This window comes from Streptomyces sp. NPDC037421, from assembly GCF_055602105.1.
On the sequence record NZ_JBVJWV010000001.1, the window covers coordinates 108,938 to 133,161 of the forward strand.

18 protein-coding genes are annotated in these 24,224 nt (G+C 75.6%); 9 read left to right on the forward strand and 9 right to left on the reverse strand.

Translation table 11 applies throughout. From position 1 onward, the window contains the following. Positions 1–4 precede the first annotated feature (4 nt). From ACZ7IF_RS00445 to ACZ7IF_RS00470, 6 genes are read left to right on the forward strand one after another with little or no spacing between them, the layout of a single operon-like run. Complete coding sequence (locus tag ACZ7IF_RS00445) at positions 5–847, forward strand: alpha/beta fold hydrolase (protein ID WP_470960883.1); 843 nt, start codon at positions 5–7, stop codon at positions 845–847. A 2-nt stretch (positions 848–849) separates the two neighbouring features. After that, the gene (locus ACZ7IF_RS00450) at positions 850–2,025 is read left to right on the forward strand and encodes a glycosyltransferase (RefSeq protein ID WP_470962247.1); all 1,176 of its coding nucleotides are present in this window, start codon (positions 850–852) and stop codon (positions 2,023–2,025) included. After that, positions 2,022–3,884 carry a class I SAM-dependent methyltransferase gene (locus ACZ7IF_RS00455; protein WP_470960885.1) on the forward strand — a complete coding sequence of 621 codons (1,863 nt, stop codon included), beginning with the start codon at positions 2,022–2,024 and terminating at the stop codon, positions 3,882–3,884. Before ACZ7IF_RS00450 ends, ACZ7IF_RS00455 begins: the two co-directional genes overlap by 4 nt. After that, positions 3,881–4,807: a galactokinase gene (locus tag ACZ7IF_RS00460; RefSeq protein ID WP_470960886.1), complete on the forward strand. Its 927-nt coding sequence runs from the start codon at positions 3,881–3,883 to the stop codon at positions 4,805–4,807. Before ACZ7IF_RS00455 ends, ACZ7IF_RS00460 begins: the two co-directional genes overlap by 4 nt. A gap of 40 nt (positions 4,808–4,847) precedes the next feature. Then, the gene (locus ACZ7IF_RS00465; protein WP_470960888.1) at positions 4,848–6,089 is read left to right on the forward strand and encodes an alkaline phosphatase family protein; all 1,242 of its coding nucleotides are present in this window, start codon (positions 4,848–4,850) and stop codon (positions 6,087–6,089) included. Positions 6,090–6,100: 11 nt separating this feature from the next. Beyond that, positions 6,101–7,426 carry an MFS transporter gene (locus ACZ7IF_RS00470; RefSeq protein WP_470960890.1) on the forward strand — a complete coding sequence of 442 codons (1,326 nt, stop codon included), beginning with the start codon at positions 6,101–6,103 and terminating at the stop codon, positions 7,424–7,426. Here ACZ7IF_RS00470 and ACZ7IF_RS00475 read toward each other — a convergent pair. Together ACZ7IF_RS00475 and ACZ7IF_RS00480 are read right to left on the reverse strand one after the other, a co-directional pair. Further along, positions 7,392–9,524: an MMPL family transporter gene (locus tag ACZ7IF_RS00475; protein WP_470960892.1), complete on the reverse strand. Its 2,133-nt coding sequence runs from the start codon at positions 9,522–9,524 to the stop codon at positions 7,392–7,394. The two genes, ACZ7IF_RS00470 and ACZ7IF_RS00475, sit on opposite strands and share 35 nt — an antisense overlap. Next, entirely contained in the window at positions 9,512–11,137 is a 1,626-nt protein-coding gene (locus ACZ7IF_RS00480) for a hypothetical protein (protein WP_470960894.1), read from the reverse strand. The genes ACZ7IF_RS00475 and ACZ7IF_RS00480 overlap by 13 nt, the downstream gene beginning before the upstream one ends. Positions 11,138–11,390: 253 nt before the next feature. On the opposite strand from ACZ7IF_RS00480, the gene ACZ7IF_RS00485 reads away from it, so the two are divergent. The 3 genes from ACZ7IF_RS00485 (at position 11,391) to ACZ7IF_RS00495 (ending at position 16,435) form a co-directional block, all read left to right on the forward strand. After that, positions 11,391–11,804 carry a rodlin gene (locus tag ACZ7IF_RS00485; RefSeq protein WP_470960896.1) on the forward strand — a complete coding sequence of 138 codons (414 nt, stop codon included), beginning with the start codon at positions 11,391–11,393 and terminating at the stop codon, positions 11,802–11,804. Between the two features lie 170 nt (positions 11,805–11,974). Continuing rightward, complete coding sequence (locus ACZ7IF_RS00490) at positions 11,975–15,343, forward strand: DUF4132 domain-containing protein (RefSeq protein WP_470960898.1); 3,369 nt, start codon at positions 11,975–11,977, stop codon at positions 15,341–15,343. Positions 15,344–15,712: 369 nt separating this feature from the next. After that, positions 15,713–16,435: a hypothetical protein gene (locus ACZ7IF_RS00495; protein WP_470960900.1), complete on the forward strand. Its 723-nt coding sequence runs from the start codon at positions 15,713–15,715 to the stop codon at positions 16,433–16,435. A gap of 91 nt (positions 16,436–16,526) precedes the next feature. Here the strand turns inward: ACZ7IF_RS00495 and ACZ7IF_RS00500 are convergent, their stop codons facing one another. The 7 genes from ACZ7IF_RS00500 to ACZ7IF_RS00530 all read right to left on the reverse strand — a co-directional run bounded on the left by ACZ7IF_RS00500 (position 16,527) and on the right by ACZ7IF_RS00530 (position 24,084). Further along, positions 16,527–17,780, reverse strand: a complete 1,254-nt coding sequence (locus tag ACZ7IF_RS00500) for an ATP-binding protein (RefSeq protein WP_470960902.1) — start codon at positions 17,778–17,780, stop codon at positions 16,527–16,529. Continuing rightward, a complete protein-coding gene (locus ACZ7IF_RS00505; RefSeq protein WP_470960904.1) occupies positions 17,777–19,069 on the reverse strand; it encodes an ATP-grasp domain-containing protein in 1,293 nt (430 codons plus the stop codon). Before ACZ7IF_RS00505 ends, ACZ7IF_RS00500 begins: the two co-directional genes overlap by 4 nt. Continuing rightward, positions 19,066–20,304, reverse strand: a complete 1,239-nt coding sequence (locus tag ACZ7IF_RS00510; RefSeq protein WP_470960906.1) for an ATP-grasp domain-containing protein — start codon at positions 20,302–20,304, stop codon at positions 19,066–19,068. The genes ACZ7IF_RS00505 and ACZ7IF_RS00510 overlap by 4 nt, the downstream gene beginning before the upstream one ends. Beyond that, complete coding sequence (locus ACZ7IF_RS00515) at positions 20,301–21,617, reverse strand: MFS transporter (protein ID WP_470960908.1); 1,317 nt, start codon at positions 21,615–21,617, stop codon at positions 20,301–20,303. The genes ACZ7IF_RS00510 and ACZ7IF_RS00515 overlap by 4 nt, the downstream gene beginning before the upstream one ends. 57 nt (positions 21,618–21,674) lie before the next feature. Then, entirely contained in the window at positions 21,675–22,730 is a 1,056-nt protein-coding gene (locus tag ACZ7IF_RS00520; protein WP_470960910.1) for a PLP-dependent cysteine synthase family protein, read from the reverse strand. A gap of 161 nt (positions 22,731–22,891) precedes the next feature. Then, the gene (gene epsC, locus ACZ7IF_RS00525) at positions 22,892–23,503 is read right to left on the reverse strand and encodes a serine O-acetyltransferase EpsC (protein ID WP_470960912.1); all 612 of its coding nucleotides are present in this window, start codon (positions 23,501–23,503) and stop codon (positions 22,892–22,894) included. Then, positions 23,503–24,084 (reverse strand): NADPH-dependent FMN reductase, encoded by a 582-nt coding sequence (locus tag ACZ7IF_RS00530; RefSeq protein WP_470960914.1) that lies wholly within the window; start codon positions 24,082–24,084, stop codon positions 23,503–23,505. Before ACZ7IF_RS00530 ends, epsC begins: the two co-directional genes overlap by 1 nt. Positions 24,085–24,224: the final 140 nt, after the last annotated feature.

Here is a 24,224-nt window from a genome sequence, read left to right on the forward strand (position 1 = left end):
CGCCATGGCCTTCGTCCGCGCGGGCTGCCTGCGCTTCCACGTCCAGCGGCTCCCGGCCGCCCCGGCCGCCGGTACCGGCCGGCCCCTGGTGGTGTTCCTGCACGGCCTGGTCGTCGACAACCTGTCCTCCTTCTACTGCCCGGTGGCCCTGCCGGCCGCCCGGGCCGGGCACGAGGTGCTGCTCTACGACCTGCGCGGCCACGGCCGCACCGAGCGCCCGGCCGACGGCTACGACAGCCGCACCGCCGTACGGGACCTGTTCGGGCTGCTCGGCTCGCTGGGCCTCGGCCGGCGTCCCGTGCACCTGGTCGGCAACAGCTACGGCGCCACCCTGGCCCTGCACGCCGCACTGGCCCGGCCCGACCTGGTCACCGGGCTCACCCTCCTCGAACCGCCGCTCAGCGGGGCGTGGGTGGAGAACATGGTGGACACCCTGTCGGCGGCCGCGCTGAGCCTGGAGGACAGCCCGGTACCGGCGGAGCTGCTCGGCCTGCGCCTGCGCAAGGCGGCGCACCTGACCGCCATCGCCGACGACCTGCTCAACCGCACCTCCCTGATCGACGACATCGCCGGGAGCCGCACCTTCACCCCGGCCGACTACGCCCGGCTGCGCTGCCCGGCGCTGATCGTCTGCGGCGAGCACTCCGAACTGGTGCCGGGGGCCCGGGAACTGGCACGCCACGCGCCGGGGGCGGAGCTGCGGATCCTGCCGGGCCTGGGGCACGACGTGCTCAAGGAGAGCAGCGGGGGGCTGCGGGATCGCGTTCTGGCCCATCTCGACGCGACGGCGACGGCCGTGTCCACGGCGGCCGCGGCCCGGCCGCGGGCGGGAGCTCTGGTCCGGTGAGGGTGCTGTTCGCGGTGCCGCCGCTGGCGGGGCACGTCAATCCGACCGTGGCCGTCGGGGCCGAACTTGCGTCGCGGGGCCATGAGGTCGCCTGGACCGGGCCCGCCTCCGCGCTGGCCCGGCTGCTGCCCCCGTCGGCGCGGATCCTGCCGGCCGGGGAGGACGCCGACGGCGGCTACGCCGCGCTGCACGAGCGGTGGCGCGATCTGCGCGGGGTCGGCGCGCTGCGGTTCCTGTGGGAGGAGGCGCTGATCCCGCTGGCCCGGGCGATGGTGCCCGGGGTGACCCGGGCGGTGCGGGCCTTCGCGCCGGACGTGGTGGTCTGCGACCAGCAGGCCCTGGCCGGGCCGCTGGCCGCCCGCCGGCTCGGGGTGCCGTGGGTGACCTCGGCCAGCACCTCGGCCGAACTCACCGGCCCCTTCGCCGGCTTCCCCAGGGTCGGGGAGTGGGTGGCGGGTCAGATCGCGGGGCTGCTCGCGGAGTTCGGGGAGGGCGGCGGGGACGGCAGGGACGGCGTCGGGTGGGACCCGCGCTTCTCCGAGCTGCTGGTGCTGGTCTTCTCGACGCCGGAGCTGCTGGGGCCCGGCGCCGCCCGCGCTCCGCACCACGCCTACGTCGGCCCGGCCTTCGGGGCCCGGCCGGCCGCGCCCGGGTTCCCCTGGCGGCGGCTGGATCCGCGGCGGCGCCGGGTGCTGGTGTCCCTGGGCACCCTCAACCAGGAGGCGGGCTCCCGCTTCTACCGGGCGGTGCTCGGCGCGGCCGAGCGGCTCGCACCGGAGGTGCAGCTGGTGCTGGCGGCGCCCGCCGCGCTGGTCGGGGAGGTGCCCGGTCACGTACTGCTCCGGCCGAGCGTCCCTCAGCTGGAACTGCTGCCGCACCTGGACGCGGTGGTCTGCCACGGCGGCCACAACACGGTCTGCGAGGCCCTCGCGTACGGGCTTCCGCTGGTGGTCGCCCCGATCCGCGACGACCAGCCGATCGTGGCCCGGCAGGTCGCCGACGCCGGGGCCGGGGTCCGGGTGCGGTTCGGCCGGACCGGGGCCGAGGAACTGCGGGACGCGATCACGGCCGTGCTGGACGATCCCGGCCCCCGCCGGGCCGCCCGGCGGATCCAGGCCTCATTCGCCGCGGCGGGCGGGGCGGCCGCCGCGGCCGACCGGTTGGAGAAGCTGATATGACGCCGCTCGCGCTCCCCCGCGTCCGCTGGACCTCCGCGGTGCTGCTGGCCGCCCTCGGTGCGGGCACCGTACGGGCCGGCCGCCGGCTGCGGGCGGTCCCGGTGCTGCCGGCCGCCCCGCCCGTGTCGGCCGGGGTGCCGGGGGCCGCCGGGTGGCGGCTGCTCACCGCCCGGGGGGTGGAGCCCGACGCGGCCGTCTTCCTCGCGGCCTGCGCGTACGCCGGCCGGGAGGGGCTGCGGGTGCTGGACCTGCTGCCCGGGGACCTGCCGGCCGAACGGGTCCTCGGGCTGCTGCGGCTGGTGGACCCGGCCCGGTACCGGGGGGACCGGCTCGGGGAGGGGCGGGGGGCCGGGTTCGCGGTGCTGGTCGCCGAGGAAGTGCTGGAGCGGGCCGGGGCGGCGGGTCCGGGCGGGCCGGGTCCGGACGCGGGCCCGGCGGAACTCCTCGCGCTCACCCGGCGTTTGAAGGAGTACGCCGCCGGGGCGACGGGGCTGGCCATCGCCCCGGGTCTGAGCTGCGGTCCCCGGGCCGGGAGCGCCGGGCGGGCCGCCGAGCTGCGGGCGCAGGGGCTGCCCGCCGGGGCGCTGGCCGCCGCCCAGCTGTCCGGGCTGGCGCTGCTCGCCGCCGTCGCCCTGCGCCAGGGCCGGTGGGGGGCGGCGGCGGCCGGGCTGTACTGGCTCCAGCCGTACCTGGTCCTGGGCGGGCCCGGCTCCCCGCTGCGCCCCGCCGATCTGGGCCGGGCCACCGCCGCCCGGCCGGTGCGCTCCCTCGGCGCGGCCCTGCGCACCGCCGTGGCGGCGGGCGGCTCCCGGGACGCGGCCCGGAGCCCGGGGGCGGCCGCGGCGTACCGGGCCGAGCTGGCCGGGGGGACGGGGCGGTTCTTCGAGGAGCGGCGCCCCGACTGCCCGTGGTGCGGCTCCGGGCCGCTGTCGGTCCGGGTGCGGGTGCCCGACCTGCTCCAGGGCAAGCCGGGCCGGTTCACGCTGGAGCGGTGCCGGGCCTGCGGGCACGTCTTCCAGAATCCCCGGCTCACCCCGGAGGGGCTGGAGTTCTACTACCGCGACTTCTACGAGGGGCGCGGCGGCGAGGGGGCCGGCACGGTCTTCGGCCGGCTGGGCGCCTCCTACCGGCGCCGGGCCGAGATGCTGCTGCCCCACGCGGTCCCGGCGTCCTGGCTCGACGTCGGCACCGGGCACGGCCACTTCTGCAACGCGGCGCGGGAGATCTGGCCCCGGACCCGCTTCGACGGGCTGGACATGGGCGACGGGGTCTGCGGGGCGGAGCGGCGCGGCTGGGTGGAGACGGGCTACCAGGGCCAGTTCCCGGAGTTCGCCCCGAAGCTGGCCGGCCGGTACGAGGTGGTCAGCATGTACCACTACCTGGAGCACACCCGGGATCCGCTGGCGGAGCTCGACGCGGCGGCGGCCGTCCTGCCGTGCGGCGGGTACCTGGCGGTCGAACTGCCCGACCCCGAGTCACGGATGGCCCGGCTGCTCGGTCCGGCGTGGCTGCCGTGGTTCCAGCCGCAGCACCAGCACCTGATCCCGGCCGCGAACCTGCGGGAGGCGCTGGCCGACCGGGGGTTCACGGTGCTCGCGGAGGAGCACGGCCCGGCCCACCAGGGCAACGACTTCTTCGGGGCGGTGGCCCTGACCGCGGCGCGGCTGGCCCCGGACCCGGACCGGCCGTGGGGGCCGCCTCCCACGGCGGGCGCGCGGGCGCTGGCGGGTGCCGTACGGGTGGCGTCCGTGCCGTGCTTCGCGGCGGCGGCGGTGCTCGACGCGCTGCGCACGGCGGCGGCCCGGTACACCGACGGCGGTAACGCGTACCGGATGCTGGCCCGCAAGGACGTGCCGTGACGGCGGCCGCCGGCCCCGGCGGGCCGGCCGCGTCCGCGCTGGGCGGCCTGGCCCGGCGGGCCACCGCCGACCCGCTGTTCCGGCTCGTCGCCTACGCCCTCGAAGCCGCGCACGGCCGGCCCCCGGCGGCCGTGTGGAGCGCGCCCCACGCCTTCCACCTGGGCTCCCCCGGGCTGGTGGCGGCGGCCGGCTGGCCCGCCGCCGCGGCGGCGGCCCCGCGTGGCGACGGGCTGGTCCGGCTCAGCTCCCTCGGGCACCCCGCCGACGGCTGCGACCTGCCGCTGACCCTGTCCGGCCCGCCGCCGGCCGCGCCCGCCTGGGCGGTGCGGCCGTACGCCGTGCTGCGGGCGCTGGCCCGGGCGGGCTACGGCCGCGGCGGGACGGACCTGCACGTGCAGGGCTCGCTGACGGCCGCCGCCGGACTGTCCACGGCGGAGCCGGCCGACTGCGCGGTGGCGCTCGCCGTGGCCGGCGTACACGGCCCGCCGGGCGGGGAGCCCGACCGGGAGCGGCTGGCCCGGCTGCTGGCCGGGGCGCTGCCGGACGGGGACGACGCCCTGCGCCGGGCGGTGCTCTTCGCCCGGCCCGGCGAGGCCCTGCTGCTCGGCGCCCGGGCGGGGCGGCGGTACGTCGGCTTCGACCCGGCCGGCTCGCGGGCGCGCCTGGTGCTGGCCGCCGTACGCGGTGAACCCGCGGACCGGCCGGCGGAGCTGGCCCGGACCGTCGCCCTCGCCCGCCGGGCGGGGGCCCTGAGCGCCTGGCCGCCCGGCGCTCGGCCGGAGCGGAGCGTACTGCTCCTGCTGCCCGAGGCCCGGGCGGCGGCGGTGCGGGCGGCGGTCGCGGAGGACTTCCGCGACCGGGGACGGCCCGTACCGCGGTTCCTGAACATCGCCGTGGCCGGGGCCGCCCGGCGTGAGCACTGACCCGTCCGGCCCTTCATCCGTGAACGAGGAGGAACACCCCATGCCCCTTCCCTCACCGGGATCCAGGCGTCCCGTCACCGTGGCCGCGCTGGCCGCGTTCAGCGCGCTCGGCCTGCTGGGCGCCGTCACCGTCGCCAGCTCCCAGGCGGCCGAGAGCGGTCCCACGCCGCGGGCGGCGGCGGCCGCCGGGCTGCCGTCGTACGACCACGTGGTGGTCGTCGTGTACGAGAACAAGCAGTTCGGGGAGATCATCGGGAGCGGCAACGCCCCGTACATCAACCAGCTGGCCTCCGGCGGTGCGAGCCTGACCGGGATGAAGGCGCTGACCCACCCGAGCCAGCCGAACTACTTCAACCTCTTCTCCGGCTCCACCCAGGGCATCACCGGGGACGGCTGCTACACGCCGCAGTCGATGACGGCCGCGAACCTCGGCCAGGAGCTGATCGCGGCCGGCAAGACCTTCGCCACGTACAACGAGGACCTGCCGTCGGAGGGGTCCACGGCCTGCACCAACGGCCAGTACGCGCAGAAGCACAATCCGTGGTTCGCCTTCAAGAACGTGCCGCTGAACACCGGGAAGACCTGGGCGCAGTTCCCGCGGAACGACTTCTCGGCCCTGCCGGACCTGTCCTTCGTCGTCCCCAACCAGTGCAACGACATGCACTCGTGCTCGGTGGGCACGGGCGACACCTGGACGAAGAACAACATCGACGCCTACGCGCAGTGGGCGAAGGCCAACAACAGTCTGCTGGTGCTGACCTGGGACGAGGACAACTACCTGGGGTCGAACCAGATCGCGACCGTCTTCTACGGGGCGAACGTGAAGACGGGCACGTACGCGACGGCGTTCAACCACCACCATCTGCTGCGGACCTTCGAGGACCTCTTCGGCACGGCCACGCACGCGGGCAACGCCGCCAACGTCCAGCCGATCACGGAGGTGTTCACCGCCTCCACGACCCCCACCCCCACGCCGACCCCGACGCCGACACCCACCCCGACCCCCACTCCTCCCCAGGGTGATCTGAAGCTGGCCAACCCGGGCCCGCAGACCTGCAAGTTCAACCAGTCCTGCACCGTCCAGCTCACCGCCACCGGCGGCAAGGCCCCGGTCCGGTACGCGGCCACCGGCCTGCCGTGGGGGCTCGGCGTCGACGCGGGCACCGGGCGGATCAGCGGGAAGCCGTGGGGCAGCGGCACGGTCCAGGTCACCGCGACCGCGACCGACGCCACGGGCGCCACCGTCACCACCGCGTTCCCGCTCACCGTCAACTGGTTCTGAGGGGGGCGTCCGTGTACCTGTCGGCCGGCCGCGCCGCGGACAGGGCCGGGGACACCCCGGCCGCCGGCCCGCTCCGCAAGGGCCCGCTCCGCAAGGGCCCGCTGAGGACCGTACCCGGCACGGTGTTCGCGCTCGGCCTGGTCAGCCTGGTCACGGACGTCTCGGCGGAGATGGTCACCGCCGTCCTGCCGCTGTACCTGGTGGCCGGGCTCGGGATGTCCCCGCTCGCCTTCGGCGCCCTGGACGGGCTCCACCAGGGCGCCACCGCGCTGCTGCGCCTGGCCGGCGGCCGGATCGCCGACCGCACCCGCCGCCGCAAGCTGGTGGCGGGCGTCGGCTACGCGCTCTCGGCCGGGTGCAAGGCGGCGCTGCTCGCCGTCACCACGCCCTGGTCGGTGGCGGCTGTGCTCGCCGCCGACCGGACCGGGAAGGGCCTGCGCACCGCCCCGCGCGACGCGCTGATCTCGCTGTCCTGTCCGCCCGGCGAGCAGGGCCGTGCCTTCGGGGTGCACCGGGCCCTGGACACGGCGGGCGCGCTGCTGGGGCCGGTGGCCGCGTTCGGGGTGCTGTGGGTGGCGGTGGACGGGTACGAGGCGGTGTTCACCGTGAGCGCCTGCGTCGCGGCGCTGGGGGTGGTGCTGCTGGTGCTGTTCGTACGGGAGGCCCCGGTGCCGGCCGCCGCCCGCGGGCCGGCACCGCCGCTGCGTTCCCTCGTACGGGTCCCCGGTCTGCCGCGGCTGTGCGCGACGGCCGCCGTGCTGGGGCTGTTCACCGTCGGCGACGGCTTCTGCTACCTGCTGCTCCAGCGCCGGACGGGGCTGTCGGCGGCGTACTTCCCGCTGCTGCCGGTGGGGACGGCGGCGGTGTTCCTGCTGGCGGCGCTGCCGGCGGGCCGGTTCGCCGACCGGCTGGGCCGACGGCGGGTGTTCCTCTGCGGGCATCTGCCGCTGGCCGGGGCGTGCCTGCTGCTGCTCGCTCCGCTGCCGCCCTGGCCGTTGGTGGCGGGGGTCCTCGTGGCGCTGGGCCTGTTCTACGCGGCCACCGACGGCGTCCTGATGGCCGCGGCCGGCCCGCTGCTGCCGCCCGGTCTGCGCACCACGGGCCTCGCGGCGCTCCAGACCGCCCAGGCCCTGGCCCGGCTGGCGGGCTCGCTGCTGTTCGGGGCGGCCTGGACCCTGTGGGGCCCGGCCCCGGCCCTGGCGGCGGCGGCCACCGGACTGCTGCTGTCCCTGGCGCTGCTCGCACGGTGGGGCGGCCCCGGTCCCGACAGGACCGGCCCGGCCCGTCAGCTGGGCCCCGTCCTCAGCGAACCGCCGCCTCCTCTCCCGGCGCCGTGAGCGCGCTCCCCTCCGCCGGGCGGGGGCGGCGCGGGAGGCGGGGGCGCCACCAGTTGGCGCGGCCGAGGAGGGTCATGGTCGCGGGGACCAGGAGGCAGCGGACGAGGGTGGCGTCGACCACGACGACCAGGGTCAGCGCGGTCGCGAGCTGTTTCATCACCAGCACCTCCCCCGTCGCGAAGCCCGTGAAGACGATGCACATCAGCAGCGCCGAGGAGCTGATGATCCGCGCGGAGCGCTGCACGCCCGCCTCCACGGCGAGGTCGTTGCCGGCTCCGGCGCGGTAGGCCTCCTGGATGCGGGAGAGCAGGAACACCTCGTAGTCCATGGACAGCCCGAAGGCCAGGGCGAACACGACCACCGGCAGCCAGTAGCCCAGGCCGCCCAGGGTGTGCACGCCCAGCGCCCCGGAGCCCCAGCCGTCCTGGAAGACCAGGACGAGCGCGCCGAACGAGGCGCCGAGGGAGAGGGTGTTCATCACGATCGCCTTGAGCGGCAGCAGCACCGAGCCGGTCATCGCCAGCAGCAGGACGTAGCTGGTCAGGGCGATCAGGGCGGCGGCGCGGGGCGCGTGTTCGACGACCTCGGCCCTGAAGTCGGCGTCGAGCGCGGCCCGTCCGGTCACCCAGACGGGGAAGTCCGCCGGCCGGTCCGCGCGGAGCCGTTCCACGAGGCGGGTGGCGGTGGCCGCGTCCTCGTCGGGCACCGGTACGAGGCGGACGACGGAGACCGCCGGGCCCGCGGCGGTGGCGGGTTCGGTCCGCTGGACTTGGGGGGCGTCCGCGAAGCGCCCCGCCCATGCCGTCAGCCGGGACGGGTCGGTGCGGGCCACGACCACGACGGCGTCGGGCCGGTGCTGGGGGAACCGCTCGGTGACCAGGTCGGCGAAGCGCCGGGCCTCGGTACCCGGCGGCAGCTGCAGTTCGCCGACCGGGCTGACGAGGTGGACCCGCAGGAAGGGCGCGGCGGCGGCCAGCAGCAGGACCCCGACTCCCACCGCGACGGCCGGGGCCCGGCGGCGGGTCCAGCGCGCCAGCGCGGCGAACGCGCCCTCGTCGGCCTCCCGGCAGGCGCGGGCCCCGATCCGCTTGCCGCACGCCACGAGCAGGGCCGGGGTCAGGGTGACCGCGGCGGCGAGCGACAGCAGGACGGTGCCCGCCGAGGCCAGGCCGACGGAGGCGTAGAAGTCGCTCGGGAAGGCGGCCAGCCCGCTGAGGGCAGCGGCGACGACCAGCGCGGCGAACAGGACCGAGCGGCCCGCGCTGCCCATGGTCCGCACCACCGCTTCCGGGACGTCGTGCCCGGCGGCGAGTTCCTCCCGGAACCGCCCGACGGTGAGCAGGGAGTAGTCCACGGCCAGGCCCAGGCCGAGCATCGTGGTCGTGGACAGCACCGGGGAGGTGAGGTCGTACCAGCGCGACAGCAGCAGGAGCCAGAGCATCCCGGTGCCGACCGTGCCGACGGCCGCGACCAGCGGCACGGCGGCCGCCACGAGGCCGCCGAAGAGGAGGTACACCACCACCAGGGTGACGGGCAGGGTGATCAGCTCGGCGCGCCGGGTGTCGGCCAGGGTCCGCTCCGCCACCTCGGCGCGGGCCCGGTCGCTGCCGCCGAGGGTCACCGCGACGCCTGGCAGGGCCAGGCGGACCGCGCGCAGCCGGGCTGCCACGGCCCGCTCGCAGCGCCGCCGGTCCTCCCCGGCCAGGGTCCGCTCCAGCCGTACGGAGAGCAGGGCCGCCCGGCGGTCGGCCGCGTAGGCCCCTTCGGTGAGGGGGGTGACGCCGTGTACGCCGGGGACGGCGGCCAGGTCCCGGCGCGCGGCGTCCAGTTCCCGCCGCAGGGCGGGGTCGGTCACCGGCGCGCCGGACACCACGGCGTCGATCTGGCCCCCGTACGCGCGGACGCCGTCCAGCAGCCGGTTGCCCCGAACCGACTCGTGCGCGGCCACGCTCCAGGGCCGCCGGTCCAGGGAGTCCATCACCGGTCCGGCGGCGGCCGCTCCGGCGGCGAGGAGCAGCAGCCACAGCAGCAGGACGAGGAGGTGCCGGCGTACGCAGAAAAGGGCGAGGCGGGCGGGCAGCGCGTTCAGGGTGCGCATCGGCGGCCTTGGGAGAGGTAGGCGGAGCCGATGGTGACGTCGCCCGGCCGCCGTACGGTCAGCCGGACGAAGCCGTCGCCGCGGGTGCCGCGCATCGGTTCGAGGCATCCGGTGTCCGCGGTCAGCCAGGGCGAGTCGACGATCCGCACGGTCACCGTGCCGGGGCGGGGCATCCGGACGGTGATCTCGGCCGCGTCGGAGCTCCGTACGGCGGCCGGCGGGTCGACGAGGGGAACGGCGTCCCGGACGCGGTAGATCCGCCAGTTCCGGTCGTGCCACACCGGTTGCAGGTACGCGGGTCCGCCGGCGACGAGGGCGCGTTCGGCCTCGGAGGCGGCGTCGGGCGGGCCGTCGTGCACGACGACGAGGCCCACGGCCCACCGGTCGAGCCAGGCGCGGTAGGCGGCGGGGGTGAGGCCGCCGTCCCCGTAGAAGAGGCGGCCGCGTTCCACGTCCGCCTGCCGGTTCCAGCCGCGCGCCAGGGTGACGTACGGGGCGAGGACGGCGGCCTCGCGGTGGCTGCGCGCCATGACGGCCTCCACCCGGGTGCGGCCGGCTCCGAGGCGGCCGAGTTCCGCGAGGACCCCGTCCGTCTCGGCGGCCCAGGCGGGGACCCGGACGGTGTCGCCGAGGTGGGCGGCCGTGTTCCCGCCCACCCAGAGCAGACAGAGGGCGAGGCCGGCGACGGCCGGGGCGCGGCGTGCGGGGCCGGTCGCCGTCGCGGCGGCGGCGAGCAGGAGGGCGGGCGCGGCGAGGTCGGCGAGCCGCTCGACGTTGGTGCCCATCGGGGAGGGGACGGCGTAGGCGAGTACGACGGCCGCCGCGTACAGGGCGGCGGCGCGTCTGACCCACCGCCAGGCGGGCGGCGCCGCCGCGAGGACGGCCAGCGACATCAGCAGCGGGGGCCAGATCCGCTCCGGGGGCATGGGCTGTTCGCCCAGGAAGGGGAAGAGCCGGGCCGTCAGGGCGAGGACGGCGCAGGGCGGTACGAGCAGGGCGGCGGCCTCGGCGGCCCGGCGCCGGGGGGCGGGCAGGAGTGCCGTGCCGGTCAGGGCGAGGAAGAGGCCGGCGACGGGGCTGGCCATGGCCGAGAGGGCCGCGCAGAGCGCGGTGGCGGCGAGTCGCCCGCCCCGGGCGCCGGGCTCCCGGGGCAGGGCGCCCAGCAGCGCCGCGAGTGCGAACGCCACGCCCAGGACGAAGGTCGTGCGCCCGGAGGCCACCTGGCACCACACGGCGAGGGCCGCCGCCAGCGCGGGCCGTTCGGGCGCCGGGACCCCGCCGCGCGCGCAGAGCAGCCCGGCGAGCCAGGTGGCGGTCAGGCCGGCCGCCACGGTGACGGGGACCACGCCGAAGACGGCCATGGCGTAGGGGGACACGAGGCTGTAGGAGGCGGTGTGCAGCCCGCCGTGCCAGGCGAGGTCGTAGGCGGAGCCGGGGTGGCGGGCGGCGAAGTCCGCCCATGCCGTCTGGGCCGCGAGGTCCCCTCCGCCGGTGGCGAGGACGGCCGCCCAGAGGGCGTACAGCGGCAGTGCGCAGCCGGTCGCGGCGGAGGCGGCCCGGAGGGTGCGGGGTACGACGGCCGGGGCCCGCCGGGTCAGGGCGACAGAGGTCATGGGCGGCTCCGGTCGTGGCTGCGCGTCGGGGTGGCGGGGGGCGGGGGCCGCACCTTCCAACGACGGCCGACGGCCGGTGTGGCGGTGTTGCCGGCACCGGGCACCCGGTCGGCGGCCTGGGCCGGGGTGGGCCCGTGGGCCGGCGCTCTGCCATTCGGGTGACGCACCGCCACGTCCCCGGCCGCGCTCCCGTTACCAGCACGAACTCCCCGATCCGGGGCTCGTTTCGGCTACAGCGAAGGAAAGTTCTCGAATGCTGAAGAAGATGATGGTCACCGCAGCAGCCACCGCCGCCGCCGTCGGCGCGGGTGCCGCCGTCGCCGCTCCGGCCATGGCCATCGGCAACGACAACGGGATCAACACCGTCAACGGCAACGGTGCCCAGCAGATCTACGGCAACCAGAAGACCACCGGCGACATGAGCCCCCAGCTCGGCGTGATCCAGGGCACCCTCAACAAGCCCTGCATCGGCCTGCCGGTCAAGGTCAACGCGCAGTCGCTGTTCGCCCTGATCGCGAACATCGGCGTCCAGGACATCAACGTCCTGTCCAACCCGCAGAACCAGCAGTGCACCGAGAACTCCACCCAGGCCAAGGGCGACGAGCCGCTCTCCCACATCCTGAGCAACATCCCGGTCCTCTCCGGCAACCTTTCCGCGGGCAGCTGACCACCGGCCGCCGCTGCTGAGCGGGCCGGCCGTGGGCGTCCGCACGAGCGCCCACGGCCGGCCCGTCCGCGTGCGCGCGGCCGGCTCCCCCCGGCGGTCCTCCCCGGCCGGTTGTCAGTGGCGCCGTCTACTGTTCGACCAACCGGTCAGTTGGACAAGAGGAGGGCGTCATGCGGCGCGGGGAGCACGTCGACGGGCCCGGGGCGGCCGCCGTTCCAGGGGGTGAGGACCTCTTCGTCCTGCCCGAGGCCTGGAAGCGGAATCTGTACCCGAGACGCGGCGGGGCCCTCGCGGACGTCCCGCCGGCCGACGGTGAGGCACCGCGGAAGCTGCGCGAGTGGCTCGAAGCCGACGCCGAGACGGTCGAGCGGGCGCTCGACGCGCCGAAGAGCGAGCCCGAGCTGGTACGAGCGGCCCGCGCGCATCAGGCGGGGAGCCCGAGCCCCTTGGGGGCCGCCGTGCTGGCGGAGGCGCTGCCGCCGCGGGCGGGCGGAGCCGAGACGGTCGCGGACGCCTGGGCCGGAGCGTACGGCCTGCCGTTCGCGGCCCGCGCCGCCGTCGAGGCGCTGGAGCTGCGCACCGGGTGGATCGTGCGGGAGAGCCGGAGCGTCGTGGACGGCATCGAGTTCCGTCCCGAGGACGACGACGGCGTCCGGATGCGGCACGGCGCCGTCCCCGCCCTGCGCAGGGTGCGCGCCCTGCTCGCCGCGGCCGACGAGGAGACCTACCGGGCGGCCGTCCAGGCGCTGGGCCGCCACCGGCACAGCCCCCGCCGGCGGGTGGCGGCCGCCTTCCTCGTCCCCACGGAGCAGGAGTGGGTGGACGAGTGCTGCGCGGACCCCGCCACGCGCGAGCACCACGAGCGCCCCGTACGGGAGCTGCTGGTGTGCTCCCTGGGATCCGCGCGTCAGGCCGCCCTGTTCGGCGACCGGGTGGACCTGAGCTGGTACGGCTGGACCCCGGCCGTCATCGCCACCGTGGCCGAGGGCGTCGGGGTGGCCGTGGCCCCCTGGCTGGCCGCCGACCTCGACCGGGAGAACGCCGACACCGACGACATCAGGAAACTGGCCGGCGCCCTCTGCGAGCTGCCCACGGACGAGGCCTTCGGTCTGCTCCTCGACCGCGTCGGGAACAAGTACGTCCGCGCCGCCCTGGTCGCCGCGGCGCAGCGCTACCCGCTGCGCGCGCTGCGCATGCTGGCCGGGGCCTCGCTCGGGCCGGGCCGGGCGGCGACGACGGCCGGGCTGCTGCTGAAGGCCCACGTGGCCGCGCACCGTGAGCTGGCGCTCGCCGCGCTGGCGGACCTGCCGGAACCGCTCGCCGGTGCCGTCGAGCCGCTCGTGCACCGGGAACTGGTCGCGGAGGTCCCCGCCGGGTCGCTGCCGCCGCTGCTGACCAGCCCGCCCTGGACGGGCAGGCGCAAGGCCGTGAAGCCGCGCGTGGTCGCCGGGCTGGCGGCCGAACCGGTCACGGCCGTGGTCTGGCGGCCGGGCGAGCGGGAGTCCTGGGCGGCGGCCGAGTCCTGGCTGACGGGATGGCAGCCCTACGCTCCGATGGAGCAGCTCGTCGAGCGACTCCGGGCCGGGCGGTTGCCCGCCTGGAACGCGGTCGGGGTGTTCGTCCACGGCCCGCTCGACGAGGTCCGGCCGCTGCTCGCGGGATGGCACGGGCCCTCCTACTCGCAGGAGGGGCTGGCGGTGTTCAAGCCGCTCGTGGCCCGGCACGAGGAGGCGGCGCTCCCGGTCGCCCTGCGCATGGCGGGCGCCAACCCGGCGACGATGGCGCCGATCCTGCGGCCCTTCCTCGACGCGGACGTGGCCCGGCTGATGGCGGACTGGCTGGTGCGGCTCAAGGCGGCGGGCGAGACGGCCCGGACCTGGTTCGTCCGGCACGGAGCCGGCGCCGCCCGGCTGCTGGTCCCCGAGGCGCTGGGACCGCTCGGGCCGGAGCGGACCGCCGCCGAACGGGCCCTGTCGGTGATCGCGTCGGCGCACGGCGCGGACACGGTACGGGAGGCCGCGGCGGCGTACGGGCCGGAGGCGGCCGGGGCCCTTGAAGCGCTGCTGGGCGTCGACCCGCTGGTCGCCGCGCTCCCGGCGAGGATTCCCAGGGCGGCGGCCTGGGCCACCGTGCCGGCGCTCCCGCAGATCCTGCTGAAGTCGGGCGGGGCGCTGCCCGTCTCCGCCGTGGAGCACGTCATCACCATGCTCGCGCTGACCACGCCCTCCTCGGAGTACCCGGGGCTGGAGCAGGTGCGGGAGCTGTGCACGCGGGAGTCCCTGACCGCCTTCGTGTGGGAGCTGTTCACGCAGTGGCACCTCGCGGGCATGCCGCCCAAGGAGACCTGGGCCCTGCACGCGCTGGGCCGGTTCGGGGACGACGCGACCGTGCGCGCGCTGACCCCGGTGATCCGGGCCTGGCCGGGCGAGGGCGCGCACCAGCGCGCGGTCGACGGCCTGGAGGTCCTCGCGTCCATCGGCAGCGACCTGGCCCTGCTGAGCCTGCACGGGATCGCGCAGCGGGTGAAGTTCAAGGCGCTGAAGCTGCGTGCCCAGGAGAAGATCACCGCGGTCGCGGCGGAACTGGGGCTGACGGCGGAGGAGCTGTCGGACCGTCTGGTGCCGGACCTCGGGCTGGACGCGGACGGCGGCACGGTGCTCGACTACGGTCCGCGCCGGTTCACGGTCGGCTTCGACGAGCAGCTCAAGCCGTACGTGCTGGACGAGGGCGGCCGGCGGCTGAAGGACCTGCCCAAGCCCGGTGTCCGTGACGACGCGGAGCTGGCGCCCGCCGAGCACAAGCGGTTCGCCGCGCTGAAGAGGGACGTACGGGCGGTCGTCCCGGACCAGGTGCGGCGGCTGGAGGCCGCGATGGTGGACGGCCGGTCCTGGACGGGCGCCGAGTTCCGGCAGCTGTTCGTCGCCCACCCGCTGGTGGGGCACCTGGTGCGGCGGCTGGTCTGGCTGGCGCGGGACGGGGAGTCGGTGACCGCGTTCCGCGTCACCGGGGACCGTGCGTACGCGGACGTGTCGGGCGGGGTCGTGGAGGTCGCGGACGGGGCGGTCGTCACCCTGCCCCATCCGCTGCACCTCGCGGGCGGACTGGCGGCCTGGTCCGGGCTGTTCGCCGGCCTGGGGATCGTCCAGCCGTTCCCGCAGCTCGGCCGGCCGGTGATGGCCGTGACGGAGGAGGAGGCGGGCAGCGAGCGGCTCACCCGCTTCGAGGGCGTCACGGTGCCGGTGAGCAGGCTGCTCGCCCTGCAGAAGCGCGGATGGGAGCGGGGCGAGCCCCAGGACGGGGGCGTGGAGCGCTGGTTCTCCCGCCGGCTGGGCCCGGAGCGCCATCTGGTGATCGGCCTCGAAGAGGGCGTCGCGGTCGGGCTGATCGGCGAGTTCCCGGACCAGACGCTGGAGACCGTCTGGCTCGACACCACGCCCTGCGACTACTGGCGGTCCCGTACGTACCCGCTGAAGTTCGCCGACGTCGACCCGGTGCTGCTCTCCGAGGTGCTGGCCGACCTGACGGAGCTGACCGTGTGAGCGGCGGGGGGGGGGGGGGGGGGGGGGGGGGGGGGGGGGGGGGGGGGGGGGGGGGGGGGGGGGGGGAGCGGAGGGGGGGGGGGGGGGGGGGGGCGCTGCCCTTCCCCGTGGGGGCCGCTCCCCCCGCGAGCGCATGACAGAAGGCCCCGGTCTCCGTGAGGAGGCCGGGGCCTTGACCGAGCGCTGGGCAGGCCTTGCACCTGCATTCCCCCACGGGAAGTGGGGTGTCTTTCCTTGGACCACCAACGCATGTACCGTCCCCCGCGTGCCGCGGCGGCGGGTACGAGATCGACTATAGCGCAGACCCGCAGGTCAGCGCACACGCCCGCTGGTCGAGAATGGCGTGGTCGCCGATGAAGGAGGTTTCCGATGGTGCCGCGCCTCACGCGCGTCGCGGCGGTGTTCGCCGCCCTGCTGGCCTGTGGGACCGTCAGCACCGCTTGCGGGCCCGTGGCCCGGTCGGGCCCGCCCCGCGCGCAGCCGCTGACCGAGGCCGAGCTGATGTCCGTGCTGCCCTCCGGGAGGGACCTTCCGGGCTACGTCGCCACGGCCCGCGGGCCGGCCCCCGCGCCCTCCTCCTCCGCCCTGGCCAGCCGACTCGCCCCCGGGGAGCCCGAGGAGTGCCGCCCCCTGGTCGACTTCGAGCTCAACCACGGGGGGCAGCACAGGCCGGCGGCCAGGGTCGTGGCCGAGGTGTCTGCCCGCGGCGGCGCCGCGGACGAGCACGGGAACGTCGACTTCTCGAAGCTGCACTCCGTGGCGCTGTCGAGCCACACCGTCGAGGAGGCTTCGGCGGTGCTGGATTCCCTCAGGAAGGCCCTGCCCCGGTGCCGCGGGTTCCTCGCGTACACCCTGGCCTACGGCGACCAGGACGCCCGCATCGTGGTCGACCAGCGGCGCGCGCCGACCGCCGGGGACGAGGCGGTCGCCTTCGGCTGGACCGTACCGGGCATCGCGATGCAGCAGACGGTGCCCGTCACGGTCGTCCGTACCGGCGGGGTGATCGCCACGTACTACGGCGCGGTCCCGGCCGCCGTCCCGGTGGGGCAGCACCGCCGGCTGCGGAGCTTCCTCTCGGGGTCCGGGACCTGAGGGCTGTCCCACAATCCCCGGCGGGCACACGAGGCCGTGTGCTGATCCACCGGGGATTACGGGTCAGCCCTCAGGCCGTGCCCCGGGGGTGTCAGTCGATCACGATCTCCGCCTCGAACCGGGCGCCGAGGGTGCGCAGCCGCCGCTCGCACTCCTCACGGGTCGGCGCCGACAGCACCGCCGCCGCGAGGAAGTCCGAGGAGAGGGCCGCCTCCGCGAGGACCTCGCCCGGTTCGGCGTAGACCCCGTAGTACTGCACCCAGGGCTCCTCCGGGGTGACCGGGATGCCGCGCACGGTGCCGGGCCGCTTCATCATCAGGACCTGGCCGGCCATGCGGACCGGCTCCAGCCGGGCGCCGTCCGCGAGCCTGGCCAGGGCGGGCAGCCGCAGTCCCGTCTGGGCCCGCGTCGCCAGCTCCACCGGGTGCACCCCGAACACGGCGTCCAGTACCTCGCGGATCCGCGCGCCGGCCGGGCGGGAGGCCACCTCGCAGACGACGAGGCGGTCGTCGGGGGTGTGGAAGACCTCGGCGTGGAAGGCGTGGTCCGCCGGGCCGCCGAGGGCCGCGAGCGCGGCGTCGGCCAGCTCCAGCAGACGCGGGGTCAGCGGGTCCGAGGGGTCCAGGGTCAGGTCCACCCGGGCGCCGGGGTCCTCCTGGAAGGAGGAGAGGTCGTACTGGTACTGGGACGGCCAGGCCATCACCGGGCGGCCGCCCACGACGACTCCGTCCACGTGGCACATCCGGCCCGGGACGTACGCCTCGGCCAGCAGGTCCTCGCGGGGCGCCGCGCCGGGCGGGAAGGCCTCGGCCAGGTACCCCTCCAGCCCGTCGGCCGTCGTCACGACCCTCAGCCCGATGGAGCCGAAGCCGTCGCGGGCTTTGAACACCACCGGCAGGCCGTGGTCGTCCGCGAAGTCCCGCGCGTCGTCGGCCGTGGCGGGCAGGGCGTGCGGGGCGACCTCGATGCCGGCCGCCTCCAGCCGCCGCTTCATCAGGGCCTTGTCCCGGAAGGGCAGCACCTCGTCGGGCAGCTGTCCGGGCAGGCCGAGCTTCTCCCGCAGACGGGCCGCCCGCATCAGGTCCGCCTCGTGGGGGGCGATGACGTGGGTGACCCGGTGCTCCTCGGCCAGTTCGAGGGCGGTGCGGTCGAGGAGTTCCTCGTCCTCGAAGTCGTCGAGCACCACCAGCCGGCGGTAGCCGCCGTCGCCGTCCGGGACCTGCTCGCGGGCGCCCTCGATCCGGTCGCGGGCGGCGATCACCACCACACCGCCGCCGAGTTCCGCGAGCCAGCGGTCGTACGGGAAGGGGCCGAGCGGGAACCGGTGCAGTACGAGCGCGGTCACGCGGCGACCTCCAGGTCCCGGGCGTCCGCCGGCGTCCCGGCCGGGGTCACGTCGATGCGGATCTGCCCGGTCAGCCGCTCGCACAGGGCGATCGCGGCGTCGGTGTCGGCCGCCGTCACGGCGGCGAAGCCGAGCCGGTCCCAGTTGTCCCGCAGCGGGCGCACCGGGTCGCCGGGCGCCACGGAGACCTCCACGGCGAGCACGTCGGGGCGGGCGGCGACCTCTTCCACTCCGGAGACGGCCGTGACGGTGCCGGGGTCGCGGAGCACGAAGCGGGTGCAGGCGCCGGCCCGGGCCTGCGGGGGCTCCGGGAGCGCCTCGACCAGGCCCAGCGGCCAGGCGACGCCGTAACCGAGGAGGTCGATGCCGTAGGCGGCCTCGACCAGTTCGTTGATGTGGCCGCCGCCGACCCGGTTGTGGGACTCGATGACGACGGGGCCCCGGGAGCCGAGGCGCAGCTCGGTGTGGCTGGGTCCGTCGGTGACGCCCATCGTGTCGAGGAAGTCCTCGACGGCGGCCGTGACCCGGGCGTGCGCTTCCGGTGCCAGGCGGGCGGGCAGGGCGTGGCCGAGTTCCGCGAAGTGGGTGTCGTCGACGAGCTTCTCGGTCACGGCGATCACCACGTGGCGGCCGGCGAAGCTGAAGGCCTCCACGCTGAACTCGGGCCCGTCGAGGTAGGACTCCATCAGGAACTCGCTGAGGGTGTAGAGGGTCGATCCGCGGTCGGTGCGCCGGCCGCGCAGCTCCTCGATCCGCTCCCAGGTGGCGTCCAGTTCCCCGTCACCGGTGACGCGGATCAGGCCGAAGCTCGCGGTGGCGTCGGTGGGCTTGATGATGAAGGGGTAGCCCGCGAGGGCGGCGAAGGCGTCGAGGGAGGCCCGGTCGGTGACCCGGTCCCAGTGGATCGACAGCTTGCCCCTCTCCGTGAGGTGCTGCCGCATCAGGAACTTGTTGCGCATGCGGCGGCTTGCCTCGGGGCCGGTGCCCGGGAAGCCGAAGTGGGCGTTGAGGCGGGCGGCCATCTCCAGTCCGGCCTCGGTGAGGGAGGCGATCGTGTCGAAGCCCCACACCTCGCGGGAGGCCTCGGCGAGCGGCCGTACGGTGTCCCAGTCGGTGTAGTCGACCATCAGCAGGACGTCGGCCAGCCCGGTCTGGTAGGCGTTGATCTTGTCGGGGTGCTGGAGGAGCACCACGCGGACGCCCAGCGCCTTGGCTCGTTCGAGGTGCTGGTCCGTGGCGCCGACGAGCAGCAGGGTACGGTCCGCGGCGCGCGCGGTCGGGGCGGTCATCGCAGTGCTTCCTTCGGGGTCTCGGTGGTCGTGGTGCGCAGGGCGGCGTGGGCCGCGGCGATCCGCTCGGCGGCCTCGGCGGGGGTCGGTGCGTCGACGACGGCGTAGCCGTGGCGGGTGCCGGAGTCAGTGGTGCGGGGCAGGACGTCGCCCGGGCCGTAGGGGAAGTGCACGCCGTGCACCTGGTCCTGGGCGCGCAGTTCTTCGAGGCCCTCGACGGACTCCAGGCGTCCGGCGGGGAGCTGGAAGAAGCCGATGGCGGCGTACCGGTGGGGTGCGGGGGCGGTGACGTCCTCGCCGGCCAGGCCCCGGAAGACGGCGGCCTCGATGTCGTAGCCGGTGGCCACCTCCACGAGCAGCGGGATCCGGTCGCCGCCGAGGCGTGCCTGGGACTCGACGATGCGCGGCCCGGCAGGGGTGAGGATGACCTCGGTGTGGGCGGGGCCGAAGGCGTAGCCGGCGAGGTCGAGGAGGGCGGTGACGGTGTCGCGGACCGCGGCGGCGTCGGCGGGGTCGAGGGGAGCCGGGTGGATGTGCCCGGTCTCGACGAATCCGGGGGCTCCGGTGGTCTGCTTGGCGGTGATCCCGACGACGTGGTGGGTGCCGCCGGCGGTGAGGGTCTCGACGCTGAACTCCGGGCCTTCGAGGTAGTCCTCGATGATGAAGGGGCCCTCGAAGCCGCCCGCCTTGACCCGCTCGGTCCATTCGTCGAGGTCGGCGGCGGTGCGGACCAGGGCGATGCCGCGGCTGCCGGCCGTGTTGGTGGGCTTGACGACGGCGGGCAGTCCGAACTCGGCGAGCAGCGGCCCGACTTCGCCGAGGGTCTCGGCCCGGCGGGCTCGGACGGCGGAGACCCCGCGGGCGTTGAGCAGGCCGCGCATCGCGTGCTTGTCGTTGAGCAGCCGTACGGACTCGGCGGTGTTCGGTGACAGGCCGAGGGCCTCGGCTTCGGCGAGCACGGGGGCCATGGTGGCTTCGCTGCCCAGGTGCAGGACGTACTGGACGTCGTGCTTGCGGGCCAGCTCGGCGACGAGGGCGCGCAGGGCCGCCTCGTCCCCGAAGTCGACCAGGGCCAGTTCCCGCGAGTGCGCGGCGACCTTGTCGAGGTATTCGGGTGTCCGCAGCGCGGGGTCCCAGATCGACCAGACCTGGAAGCCGGCGTCGACGGCCTTGCGTACGAGCTGCTCGTACGGCATCACCATCAGGATGCGGCCGGGCTCTCGGGGCTGGGTCATGACGTGGCTCCGTTCTGGGCCGGCGCGGTCGCCGGCGCGGTGGCCGGCGGCGCGGCCGCGGGTTCGTGCTCGGCGGCGGTGCGGCGGGATTCGCGCAGCGGCAGCAGGGAGCGGTAGACGAGGATGGCGCCGAGGCCGAAGGCGCCGTAGAGGACGCTCATGCCGGCCGGGGAGAGGAAGGCGCCGACGGTCACGCACACCGAGCCGATGAGCAGGCCGATGCGGGGTACCAGGCCGTAGGCGGCGAGGTACTTGGTGCGGGCGGCCGGATCCACCAGGTCGGCCAGGATGGCCTGCTTGACCGGTACGTTCGCGATCTCCCCGAGGGTGAACACGACGGCGGCGGCGATCAGGATCCAGCCGCTGTTGCTGACGGCCAGGACCATGTGGCCGGCGGTGAAGACGGCGATGCCCGCGTAGAGGCGGGCCCGGTCGGACAGCCGGCGGAACATGCTGCCGGTGAAGAGGGCGAAGCCGACGACCAGGACGGTGTTGACGGCCCGCAGGATGCCGAGCATGGCGACCCCGTCCACGGAGGGGAACCAGCGTTCCAGGCCGGCCAGTGCCTGCTCGGGGAAGTCGTCGGCGAGGCGGACGGCGATGTAGTAGCCGATCTGGACCTCGATGGCGCGGGTGAGGATCGCGGCGCCCACCAGCCTGAGGAACACCCGGTCCCGGGAGACGGCCAGGTAGCCGCGGAGCATGGCGGGGACGCCGGAAGCCCGGCCCTTGGCGGATTCCGGGGCGCTCTCGGCGATCCGCCACCAGGTGACCAGCGCGGTGGCCAGGGACAGTACGGCCGCGCCGGCCAGCAGGAGGGCGAAGTGGTCCCCGTAGAAGAAGCCGCCGATCAGGGCACCGACGGTGAACGCCATGTTGATCGACCAGTAGTTGACCGTGTAGACGAGCTGCCGGTTCTCGGGGGTGGAGACGTCGATCATCATCGCCTCGGCGGCGGGGGTGGCCGCGCTGGCGAGACAGGTGTTGATCAGGAAGAGCACGAAGGTGGCCGCTCCGGACTGCCACCAGGGCGAGTTGGCCAGGGCGAGCAGTGCGAAGGTGAGCGCCGCCCCCGCCTCGCCGGCGACCATCAGCGGCTTGCGGCCGTGGACGTCGGCGAGGTGGCCCCCGACGAAGTTGCTGGCGATGCCCGCGGCGGCCACGGCCATGGTCAGCACGCCGGCCGCGGCCGCTCCGTACAGCGTCGCGAGGTGGATGACCATCAGCGGCATCAGCATGATGCCGAGCATCCGCTGGACGAATCCGATGCCGAGCCTCAGCTTGATGTTCGGATGGAGCTGACGGAAATTCACGCCGGGTTCCTTCGAGGGAGGAGTGGGGGAAGGGCGGGAACGCCCGGGCGGGAGGCGTCAGGACTTCGTGGTCAGGACCTGGGCCGGAGCCGTGGCGGCCGTCGCCGGAGCCGGAGCGGGGGCCGGAGCGGGGGCCGGGGCCGGCTGCCGGGCGGCCCCGGCGGCGGGCGCGGCTGCCTCGCTCCACAGGCTCAGGTAGCGCTCGCCGGTGTCGGGCAGGATCGTGACGATCGAGGCGCCGATGTAGTCCGGGTGCGCGGCCAGCCGGGCGCAGGCGTGGGCGACGGCGCCGGAGGAGACGCCGACGAAGATGCCCTGCTCGCGGGCGAGCGAGCGGGCGCCGGCCATGGCGTCCTCGTCCGAGACGGTCACCACGTTGTCGATCAGCGAGACGTCGGTGGTGGGGGCGACGAAGCCGCCGTTGAGGCCCGGGATCCGGTGCAGGCCGCCCTCGCCCTGCGAGAGCACCGGGGAGTTCTCCGGCTCGACCGCGACGACGCGGATCCCCGGGTTCTGTTCCTTGAGGTACTTCGCGATGCCGCTGAGGGTGCCTCCGGTGCCGACGCCGCAGACCAGTACGTCGATCCGGCCCGCCGTGTCGGCCCAGATCTCGGGACCGGTGGTCTCGTAGTGGGCGCGGACGTTGTCGGCGTTCTCGTGCTGGCAGGCGAACCAGGACCCGGGGGTCGCCGCGTGCAGCTCCTCCGCCTTGGCGATCGCGCCGGCGTAGCCGGCGTCGCGGGGGGTCTGCACGACCTCGGCGCCCAGCGCCTTGAGCAGGGCGACCCGTTCGGCGGTGGCACTGTCGGGCAGCACGATGACGCAGCGGTACCCGCGGGCCGCGGAGAGGGCGGCCAGGGAGATGCCGGTGTTGCCGGAAGTGGCCTCGATGACGGTTCCGTTGCCCGGCATCAGGTCGCCGCGTTCCTCGGCGGCGCGCAGCATGTAGAGGGCCGCCCGGTCCTTGCTGGTGGACATCGGGTTGGCGGACTCCAGCTTGGCCAGCACCTCGGCGCCCGGGGCCGAGTCCTCGAAGCGCAGGCGGATCAGCGGGGTCGAGCCGACCAGGTCCGCGATGCTGTCTGCTATGCGGCGCGTCTCACGGCTTTCCACGTGTGGTTCCTCACAAGTCGGTTCGTGCGGCCGCGTGCCGTGCGGGCGGAGGTGGTCCGCCGCGGCCCCGGTGCGGCCTTCGTGGGGGGATGTTCGGCAGGGTGGAGCGGGATCGCGGCGGGCGGGCCGGGGCCGGTGCGGTGCCGCGAGGCCGGGGCCGGCTACCAGGAGCCGGCCGAGGCCGTCATCGCGTACAGGTCCTCCATGGGCTGCGGCCGCTGGCCGACGGGCTTGATCACCGCGGTGGCGGCGAGCACCCGGGCGCCCGCGGGCACGTCCTTGTTCACCAGTGCCTGGGCTCCGATGACGGCGTGCGCGCCGATGGTGACCGGCCCCAGCACGGTCGCGTTGGTGCCGAGTACGACGTGGGCGCCCACCACCGGGTGCCTGCGGTCGCCCTCGGGCCGGTTGTTGTCGCTCCACCAGCCGACCGCTCCCAGCGTCACCTGGTGGTAGATGGTCACGTCGTCCCCGACGACGGCGGTTTCGCCGATCACCACGGCGGCGCCGTGGTCGATGAACACCCGGCGGCCGAGCACGGCGCCGGGGTGGATCTCCACGGAGGTGCTGCGGCGGGCCTTCCAGGCGATGATCCGCGCGGTCATCCGGTGTCCGCGCTCGTGCAGCCGGTGCGCGATCCGGTGGGCCCACAGGGCGGGAAGGGCCGCGTGCAGCAGTGCCTCCCGGCGGTTGCGCATGGAGGGGTCGCGGGCGACGACCACCTCCAGGTCCTCCTTCATGATCCGGAACAGGCCGGGGGTCGAGGTCGCCATCAGACGAGCACCTCCACGCGGTCGCCCGCCACGGCGAGCTCGGCGATCAGGGCCCGGGTCAGGCTCTCCAGCCGGGCCACGGTCTCCTCGTCGGTGTAGCGGCCGTCCTCGGTGGCGAGCCTGCCCGTGCGGGCGACGGCGACCGGCTCGTGCTCGACGACCCGTGCCCCGCAGCGGGCGAGCAGGCCGGTCAGGCCGGTCTGCGCGTCGAGGCCGCCGCGCGCTCCGGGAGAGGCGCTGGTCACCGCGGCCACCTTGCCGGTCAGCGGGCTCGGGCTCTCGCCCTGGGCCCGGGACAGCCAGTCCAGGGCGTTCTTCAGCGCGCCGGGCATCTCGCCGTTGTAGGAGGGGGTGCTGATGAACAGCGCGTCGGCGGCGGTGACCAGCTCCTTGGCCGCGCGGACGGCGGCCGAGCCGTCGGTGCGCTCCAGTTCGGCCTCGTAGAAGGGAAGTTCGCCGACGGGGAGCAGCACGCTCTCGTGCTCGCCGGGCAGGTTCCCGAGGATGTGGCGCACGGTGGCGAGTACGGCGCTGTTCACCGAGTCGCCCCGGGTGCTGCCGGATATCAGAACGATTTTCACTGGTGGAACTCCTTCTCCTCAGCCTTCCGGTCGGCAGGCCTTCGACTGGTCGAGACTCACGCCTGCGTTCCGGGGCTCCCGGCCCCTGCCGCTCCGCCGTGCGGGCTCCGAGGCGCGTCGGCGCGTCGGCCGGGCACCGG

Coding starts and splice junctions, on each gene's coding strand:
- ACZ7IF_RS00495 (WP_470960900.1), top strand. CDS start 15,713: ATGGTGCCGCGCCTCACGCGCGTCGCGGCGGTGTTCGCCGCCCTGCTG.
- ACZ7IF_RS00505 (WP_470960904.1), bottom strand. CDS start 19,069: ATGACCGCCCCGACCGCGCGCGCCGCGGACCGTACCCTGCTGCTCGTC.
- ACZ7IF_RS00445 (WP_470960883.1), top strand. CDS start 5: ATGGCCTTCGTCCGCGCGGGCTGCCTGCGCTTCCACGTCCAGCGGCTC.
- ACZ7IF_RS00510 (WP_470960906.1), bottom strand. CDS start 20,304: ATGACCCAGCCCCGAGAGCCCGGCCGCATCCTGATGGTGATGCCGTAC.
- ACZ7IF_RS00465 (WP_470960888.1), top strand. CDS start 4,848: ATGCCCCTTCCCTCACCGGGATCCAGGCGTCCCGTCACCGTGGCCGCG.
- ACZ7IF_RS00480 (WP_470960894.1), bottom strand. CDS start 11,137: ATGACCTCTGTCGCCCTGACCCGGCGGGCCCCGGCCGTCGTACCCCGC.
- ACZ7IF_RS00475 (WP_470960892.1), bottom strand. CDS start 9,524: ATGCGCACCCTGAACGCGCTGCCCGCCCGCCTCGCCCTTTTCTGCGTA.
- ACZ7IF_RS00485 (WP_470960896.1), top strand. CDS start 11,391: ATGCTGAAGAAGATGATGGTCACCGCAGCAGCCACCGCCGCCGCCGTC.
- ACZ7IF_RS00490 (WP_470960898.1), top strand. CDS start 11,975: ATGCGGCGCGGGGAGCACGTCGACGGGCCCGGGGCGGCCGCCGTTCCA.
- epsC (WP_470960912.1), bottom strand. CDS start 23,503: ATGGCGACCTCGACCCCCGGCCTGTTCCGGATCATGAAGGAGGACCTG.
- ACZ7IF_RS00455 (WP_470960885.1), top strand. CDS start 2,022: ATGACGCCGCTCGCGCTCCCCCGCGTCCGCTGGACCTCCGCGGTGCTG.